General features: G+C 74.7%; 7 protein-coding genes. 1 reads left to right on the forward strand and 6 read right to left on the reverse strand.

The window, feature by feature from the left end; genetic code table 11:
* Window positions 1–44: 44 nt before the first annotated feature.
* The 6 genes from AWW66_RS30445 to AWW66_RS30470 form a co-directional block, all read right to left on the reverse strand.
* Window positions 45–716: a S26 family signal peptidase gene (locus tag AWW66_RS30445; RefSeq protein WP_083979212.1), complete on the reverse strand. Its 672-nt coding sequence runs from the start codon at window positions 714–716 to the stop codon at window positions 45–47.
* On the reverse strand, window positions 713–2,575 hold the full coding sequence (locus tag AWW66_RS30450) for an ABC transporter ATP-binding protein (RefSeq protein WP_067373761.1): 1,863 nt from the start codon (window positions 2,573–2,575) through the stop codon (window positions 713–715). Before AWW66_RS30450 ends, AWW66_RS30445 begins: the two co-directional genes overlap by 4 nt.
* Window positions 2,572–3,111 carry a TlpA family protein disulfide reductase gene (locus AWW66_RS30455; protein WP_067373765.1) on the reverse strand — a complete coding sequence of 180 codons (540 nt, stop codon included), beginning with the start codon at window positions 3,109–3,111 and terminating at the stop codon, window positions 2,572–2,574. The genes AWW66_RS30450 and AWW66_RS30455 overlap by 4 nt, the downstream gene beginning before the upstream one ends.
* Window positions 3,011–3,688, reverse strand: coding sequence for a MauE/DoxX family redox-associated membrane protein (locus AWW66_RS30460; RefSeq protein ID WP_067373768.1), 678 nt, complete (start codon window positions 3,686–3,688; stop codon window positions 3,011–3,013). Before AWW66_RS30460 ends, AWW66_RS30455 begins: the two co-directional genes overlap by 101 nt.
* Before the next feature lie 105 nt (window positions 3,689–3,793).
* Window positions 3,794–3,994, reverse strand: coding sequence for a hypothetical protein (locus AWW66_RS30465; RefSeq protein ID WP_157528184.1), 201 nt, complete (start codon window positions 3,992–3,994; stop codon window positions 3,794–3,796).
* 123 nt (window positions 3,995–4,117) lie between these two features.
* Window positions 4,118–4,804 carry a helix-turn-helix domain-containing protein gene (locus AWW66_RS30470; RefSeq protein WP_067373774.1) on the reverse strand — a complete coding sequence of 229 codons (687 nt, stop codon included), beginning with the start codon at window positions 4,802–4,804 and terminating at the stop codon, window positions 4,118–4,120.
* A gap of 504 nt (window positions 4,805–5,308) precedes the next feature.
* Between AWW66_RS30470 and AWW66_RS30475 the strand changes: the two genes are divergently transcribed.
* A partial coding sequence (locus AWW66_RS30475; RefSeq protein WP_083979215.1) for a Tex family protein occupies window positions 5,309–7,542 on the forward strand: 2,234 nt, incomplete at its 3' end.

The following is a 7,542-nucleotide window of genomic DNA, read 5'->3' on the forward strand; positions in this document are numbered from 1 at the left end:
CGCCCTGCCGGGTGCGGCGCTACCGCGCCCTGCCGGGTGCGGCGCTACCCCCGGGCCGGGGCCGGCCCGGGGGTACCCGGCGGCCGGGGCCGGCCCGGCAGCACCGCCCCGAGGACCCGGCGCACCGGGAAGAGGCCGAGGTGCCGGGAGTCCATGCTGGCCGCACGGTTGTCCCCGAGCAGCACCAACCGGCCCGGGGGGACGTGCGTCCAGGGGACGCCGTCGGGCAGCAGCGCCGCCAGACCGTCCGGGATCGGGTCACCCTCCACCGCGGCCACCCTCTTGATCATCCAGATCCGGTTGGCGATCCGCGCCGCCGGGGCCCCCGCGTCCAGCGGTGGCAGATGCCAGCCGTGGATCGGACGTTCCACCACGACCACCTGCCCCACCGCCGGGGTCCCGCCCCGGCGCACCAGCACCCGGTCGCCGTCGCGGTACGCGGGAAGCATGCTCCCGCCGCGTACCGTCACCAGGACGAGACGCCGACGCAGTACGGCGGAGCCGGACCGGGTCAGCACCACGCCGAGCAGGCCGACCACCGCCGCCGGCCAGGGCGCCCCGGTCGCCCAGAAGGTACCGACGGCACCGAGCCCGCCGGCGACGAGTCCGGGCGCCACCCGCGCCAGGCGGGCGCGGCGTCGGCGGCGTCGCCCGAGGCGGACGGCGACCACCCCGGGCGGGCCGGGCCGACGGTCGTGGGGTGGCGCGCTGGTCATGCCTGCGCCTCCCCCGCCGCCGGTCCCACCCTCGTCGCCTGGTAGCCGGCAGCCTGGAGGGAGAACAGCCGGGCGTACTCCCCGCCCCGGGCCATCAGCGTGACGTGGTCCGCCTGCTCGACCACCCGCCCGTCGCGGAGCACGACGATCAGGTCGGCGTCCCGCACCGCGCTGAGCCGGTGCGAGATGAGCAGGCTGGTCTGCCGGTCCCGGTGCCGTCGCAGCGAGGTGTGGATCTCGTGTTCGGCCTCGGCGTCGAGCCCGGACGACGGCTCGTCCAGGATCATCAGGTCCCGCTGGTCCCGCAGGAACGCCCGGGCCAGGGCGAGGCGCTGCCACTGGCCGCCGGAGAGGACGGTCCCGGTCGCCTGGTCCGCCCGGTCCTCCTCGGAGAAGAAGATCCGGGACAACAGCGTGTCGTACCCCTGCGGCAGCGCGGCGATCTCGTCGTGGACGCCGGCGCGTTCGGCGGCGGTCCGTAACCGGTCGTGCTGCCCGCGCAGGTCCAACTCCCCGAGGCCGATGTTCTCCGCCGCGGTCAGGTCGTACCGCATGTAGTCCTGGAACACCGCGCCGATGCGCTGCCGCAGCCGGGTCACCTCGACGTCGCGCAGGTCCACGCCGTCCCACAGGATCGCGCCGCGCGTCGGGTCGTAGAAGCGGCACAGCAGCTTGACCAGGGTGGACTTGCCGGCACCGTTGAGCCCGACCAGCGCCAGCGCCCGACCGCACGGGATCCACAGGTCGACACCCCGCAGCACCCACGGATGCTGCTCGGAGTAGCGGAACCACACGTTGCGCAGTTCGATGCCGTGGCGAAGCGGTGGCAGGGGGCGTGGCGGCGCGGCGGTGACCAGGTCGTCGCCGGCCCCGGTCACCGCCGTGTAGTGGTCGAACATCAGCAGCGCCTGGTGCGCGCGGGCCACCTCGCCCGCCAGCGCGGTGAGCGCGGCCTGCACGCCGGCCACCCCGGCGACGAGGATGGTCAGGTCGCCGACGGACAACCTCCCGTCGACCGCGGCGGTCACCGCCCACAGCAGGCCACCGCCGGCGACCACCCCGGCCAGCAGGCCCAGCCCGGACTGGGTCCAGCTCTCGCGCCGGTCCACGGCCCGCTTGGCGGCGTTGGCGGCACGCCGCTCGGCGAGCAGCCGCCCCCGCAGGTGGGTACCCGTGCCGAACAGCCGGATCTCCTTGGCCGCCTCGACGCTCGACAGCAGGTCGCCGTAGAAGAACTCCCGCCGTTCGATGCGGCCCACGGTCCAGAAGACCCGGGCCCGCCGACGGGCCAGCGCGACCTCGGCGACCAGGACCGGTACGCCGGCGGCCAGCACGACGAGGGTCAGCGGCGGGCTGAGGACGAACAGGGAGCCGAGGAACCCCGCGACGGTGAGCACGCTCCGGGCCCCGCCGAGCACACCGTCGACGACCTGGCCGGGAGTCGTCCCGGCGGCCTGCTGGGCGAGCCGGAGCCGGTCGAGGAACCGGGGGTCCTCGAAGCGTGCCAACCCGGTGAAGCCGTCCACCGCCGCGAAGAGCCGGTCCTGCGCCACCAGCCCGACCGCGCGGTCCAGTTCCGCGTGCAGGTAGGTGGCCAGGTGGGGGGTGACGGCCGTGAGCACGCCGGCTCCGGCGAGCCCGAGCGCGAGCCCGGCGAGCGCCTCCGCCCCGGCGGCGCGGACCAGCCCGTCGAGGATCAGCTTGGTCAGCCAGGCGGCCAGTACCGGCAGCACCCCGCCGGCCAGCGTCAACAGCACGTACGCCAGGAGGGTCCCGGGGGCGGTCCGGGCCACCAGCGACCAGGCGGGCCGGATGCCCCGTACGGCCCTGGCCGATCCGGCCGGCGTCCGCTCGGTCATACCAGCGCGGACGGCTGGTCCAGGGCGACGCGGTCGTCGGTGACGACGAGCCGCCCCTCGTCGTCGGGCGCCACCATCAGCACGGTGGGGAACGCCCTCGTCCGGAACGCGCTGCTCATCGGCCCGTCCGAGGTCTCCAGCACCACCCGGGCGACGGGCGAGAGCCGGCTCACGAAGTCCGCCCCCTGCTCGGCGTCGCCCACCACCACCGCCAGCGCCTGCCGGGCGCCGCCGGCCCGGGTCCGCGCGTAGTCGATGAACTTCGGCAGCTTCTCCTGGCACGGCTGGCAGGTCGGTGAGAAGAAACCGACGATCGTCTCGCCGTTCAACGAGGTCCGGTCGAGCGGTCGGTCGTCGACCGTGACGGTGGCGAACTCGCCGACCTCCTCGCCGGCGAGCAGGGAGGCCGGCCCGCCGCCGAGGGTGGTGAGCAGCTCACCGTGCTCGCGGAGCCGCTTGACGACGCCCAGGGTGAGCACCAGGTTCACGGTGGCGATCAGCCCGACGAGCACCAGGGCCGCGACCAGTACCGGCATTGTCCGTCTCCGTTCTGTGTGATGGCGGCCCGCGGTGTCGTGCCGGGGCCGGGAACGTGGGGTGGAGCAGTTCGGCGAGGTCGTCGCCGGCCGCCACCAGTCCCCCGAGGACCAGGCCGGCGACGGCGGCCAGCACGGCCGCGCCGACGTTCGTCGGTGTCGGCCGCATCGTGGCCGGCACGGCGACCGCCGCGAGGGCGGCGAGGACGACGTTGCGGACCACGTGGGGGAGCCCGAGGGTGCCGGTGGAACCGCCGAAGCAGCGGCAGCCGGTCCGCGCGCCGCGCCGCCGCGCGGCCAGGATGCCCACGCCGAAGACCAGGAGCAGGGACATCGCCGCCAGGAGTCCGGCCATGCCGGTCACCGGTGCCGGGACGGCGAGCAGGACCCAGATGGCGAACTCGACCGCGACCACGGCGCGGGCGACGGGCCGGGCGGCGCGGGCGGGCACCAGCCGCAGGTCGCGGATCGACGCGGTGAAGGCGGCGAACGCCCCCCGACCGGTGACCTTGCTCAGCGAGGCGACCAGGAAGACCGTGCCGAGCAGGCACCGGATCACGATCACCAGGTACTGCATCGGGATCCTCCTCGAACGGTGCGACGGGTGGGGGCGGTCGGCCGGGCCGGGCTGCGGTTCCGGGTGGGGCCGGGCCGGCGGGAGCCGCCGGCCCGGCCCGCACGATCAGCAGAAGCAGCTGTAGGAGCCGCCGTTGTTGCAGGTCGAGCACGGGGCGTTGTAGGAGCAGTTGCCGCCGTACGCCCTGTTGCACTGCCAGCAGGCGGGCCAGGACTTGCAGGCCGCCGACGTCGCCGCAGCCGCCTCGACCCGGGGGACGAAGAGGCCGAGGAGCCTGCCGCCCAACGCCTCGATCTGTCGGTACATGTCCACCTCCATGGTGAAAGAGGGCTTATCGCCCAGGTGCCGGTTATAGTGACAATTCTGCGGTCCGGCGGGATCGACCGTCTTGGAGAAATCCGACCACCGGCGTGGCCCCGACCGCCGCCGTCAGCGCGGGCGGGGCGGGACGAACCCCGGATCGGCGCCCCGTTCCAGGAGGTACCGGGAGACACTGCGGTCGGTCAGGGCGGAGAACTCGCGGGTGAGATGCGCCTGGTCGTAGTAGCCGCAGGCGGCGGCGACCTCCGCCGCCGGGCGGCCGGACACGAGCAGGCGGAGCGCCCGCTGGAACCGGACGACCCGCCCCACCGTCTTCGGTGGCAGCCCGATCTGCTCGCGGAAGCCCCGCTCCAGACTCCGCTCGCTGCAGTTGGTCGCGGCGGCCAGGCCGGAGACCGGTACGGTGCCGCCGCTGCGCCTGAGCAGGTGCCAGGCGCGGCGCACGTACGGCGCGCACCGGCGCCCCCGGGCCAGCCGGGCGGTGAGCGCCTGGTCGAGCACGTGGACGCGCTGGTGCCAGCCGGACGGCGCGACGACGGCGGCGGTGAGGTCACCCAGCGGCACCCCGGGCAGGTCCCGCAGATCGGTGCCGACGCCGGTCAGCTCGTGCATCGGTACGCCGAAGAGGGTGAACGCCGCCCACGGTTCGAGGGCGACCTCCATCGCGTACGGCCCGGTGCCGCGCGACCGCTGCCGGGGTCGGGTGTGCAGGCCGTAGACGGTGCACGGCAGGGACTGACCGGTCACCGGCCGGTACCCCGCGTCGGCCGGGCCGAACTCGACGACGAGGGTCACGGCGTCGGTGGGGACGGCCAGGTCGGCATCATCGCCCAGTCGCCGGTACCCGCGGACGCCCGGACATCGACCGGGCCCGTCCGCGCTGCCCGGCCGGTGTGGTGTGACGCGTGGCGCTGGTGGCATCGTCGCTCCCCCGAAGGTCGGTACAGTGGACTGCCGCGCCGCGTGGCGGGGACCGGTGCCCGGGGTGCACCCGGCACGGAAGGAACGCGACCGCCCGCCGGTGGCGGGCGCGCGGCGTCACCCGGGTACCAGGCGCCGGGACACACCGCGCGGAGCCGGTCACCACGATCGCGGAGCGCGCTCCCCCACCCTGCCCATCCGGTGGGACGGGCCACAAGGAGTGCCGCCGTCCGGGACACTGTCCGGGCCGTCCGGGCTGGTCAGAGCGCCAGTGGCGGGTCGTCCGGGACAGCTCCGGCCGCCGGGGTGGCGTCGCCGGCCGGGCGGGGACGCGCGGGGCGGCGGGTCAGGGTGGTGGTGTCGGCGGGGGCCGGCACAATGCAGGGCGGAACCCACCCGAGAAGGCGGATCATCATCGTGACCCAGTCTGTTCATCAGCGGATCGCCGAGGAGCTCGGCGTCGCCGAGCGCCAGGTGCGGGCGGCCGTGGAGCTGCTCGACGGCGGCGCCACCGTGCCCTTCATCGCGCGCTACCGCAAGGAGGCCACCGGCCTGCTCGACGACGCCCAGTTGCGCACCCTGGAGGAGCGGCTGCGCTACCTGCGCGAGCTGGACGAGCGGCGGGCGGCGGTGCTGGAGTCGATCCGGGGCCAGGGCAAGCTGGACGAGGCCCTGGAAGCGCAGATCATGGCGGCCGACTCGAAGTCCCGGCTGGAGGACATCTACCTGCCGTACAAGCCCAAGCGGCGGACCCGGGCGCAGATCGCCCGCGAGGCCGGGCTGGAGCCGCTGGCCGACGCGCTGCTGGCCGACCCGACGCAGGAGCCGAAGGCGCTCGCCGTCGGGTACGTCGACGGCGACCGGGGCGTGGCCGACCCGGCCGCCGCGCTGGAGGGGGCCCGCGCGATCCTGATCGAGCGGTTCGCCGAGGACGCCGACCTGATCGGCACGCTGCGCGAGCAGATGTGGTCGCGGGGCCGGCTGGTGGCCCGGGTACGCGACGGGCAGGAGACCGCCGGGGCGAAGTTCGCCGACTACTTCGACTTCGCCGAGCCGTACCCGAAGTTGCCCTCGCACCGGATCCTGGCCATGTTCCGGGGCGAGAAGGAGGGCGTGCTCGACCTGACCATGGACCCGGAGCCGGAGGGCGACACGGACGCCGTGGCGGCCGGCCCCAGCCGGTACGAGGCGGCGGTGGCGGGCCGGTTCGGCGTCAGCGACCAGGGGCGCCCCGCCGACCGGTGGCTCGCCGACACGGTGCGCTGGGCCTGGCGTACCCGCATCCTCATCCACCTCGGCGCGGACCTGCGGATGCGGCTGTGGCAGGCGGCCGAGGAGGAGGCGGTCCGGGTCTTCGCCACCAACCTGCGGGACCTGCTGCTCGCCGCGCCCGCCGGGACCCGGGCCACCATGGGCCTGGACCCGGGGCTGCGCACCGGCGTCAAGGTGGCGGTGGTGGACGCCACCGGCAAGGTGGTCGCCACCGACACGATCTACCCGCACGAGCCGCGCCGGCAGTGGGACGCCTCGATCGACACCCTGGCCCGGCTGGCCGCGACGCACGGCGTGGAGCTGATCGCGATCGGCAACGGCACCGCCAGCCGGGAGACCGACAAGCTCGCCGGTGACCTGATCAAGCGGCACCCGGAGCTGCCGCTGACCAAGGTGGTGGTCTCCGAGGCCGGCGCGTCGGTCTACTCCGCCTCCGCGTACGCCTCGCAGGAGCTGCCCGGCCTGGACGTCTCGTTGCGCGGGGCGGTCTCCATCGCCCGCCGCCTCCAGGACCCGCTGGCCGAGCTGGTCAAGATCGACCCCCGGTCGATCGGGGTCGGGCAGTACCAGCACGACCTCTCCGAGGTGAAGCTCTCCCGCTCGCTGGACGCCGTCGTGGAGGACTGCGTGAACGCGGTCGGCGTCGACGTCAACACCGCCTCCGCGCCGCTGCTGACCCGGGTCTCCGGCATCGGCGCCGGGCTGGCCGAGAACATCGTCCTGCACCGGGACGCCAACGGCCCGTTCCGCACCCGCGCCGACCTGCGCAAGGTGCCCCGGCTCGGGCCGAAGGCGTTCGAGCAGTGCGCCGGCTTCCTGCGTATCCCGGGCGGCGACGACCCGCTGGACTCCTCCAGCGTGCACCCGGAGGCGTACCCGGTGGTGCGCCGCATCCTCAGCAGCACCGGGCAGGACCTACGGTCCCTGATCGGCAGGTCGGCGATCCTGCGCGGGCTGCGGGCCACCGACTTCGTCGACGACACGTTCGGCCTGCCCACCGTCACCGACATCCTGGCCGAGCTGGAGAAGCCGGGGCGCGACCCCCGGCCGGAGTTCCGCACCGCCACCTTCGTGGAGGGCGTCGAGAAGATCGGCGACCTGACCCCGGGCATGCTGCTGGAGGGGGTGGTCACCAACGTCGCCGCGTTCGGCGCCTTCGTCGACGTGGGGGTGCACCAGGACGGCCTCGTGCACGTCTCCGCCATGTCGCACACCTTCGTCAAGGACCCGCGCGACGTGGTGAAGTCCGGCGACGTGGTCCGGGTGAAGGTGCTCGACGTGGACGTGGCCCGTAAGCGGATCTCGCTCACCCTGCGGCTGGACGACGACGCCCCGGTCGG

Origin of the sequence: Micromonospora rosaria (genome assembly GCF_001567585.1) — a bacterium.
GTDB classification, from domain to species: domain Bacteria; phylum Actinomycetota; class Actinomycetes; order Mycobacteriales; family Micromonosporaceae; genus Micromonospora; species Micromonospora rosaria.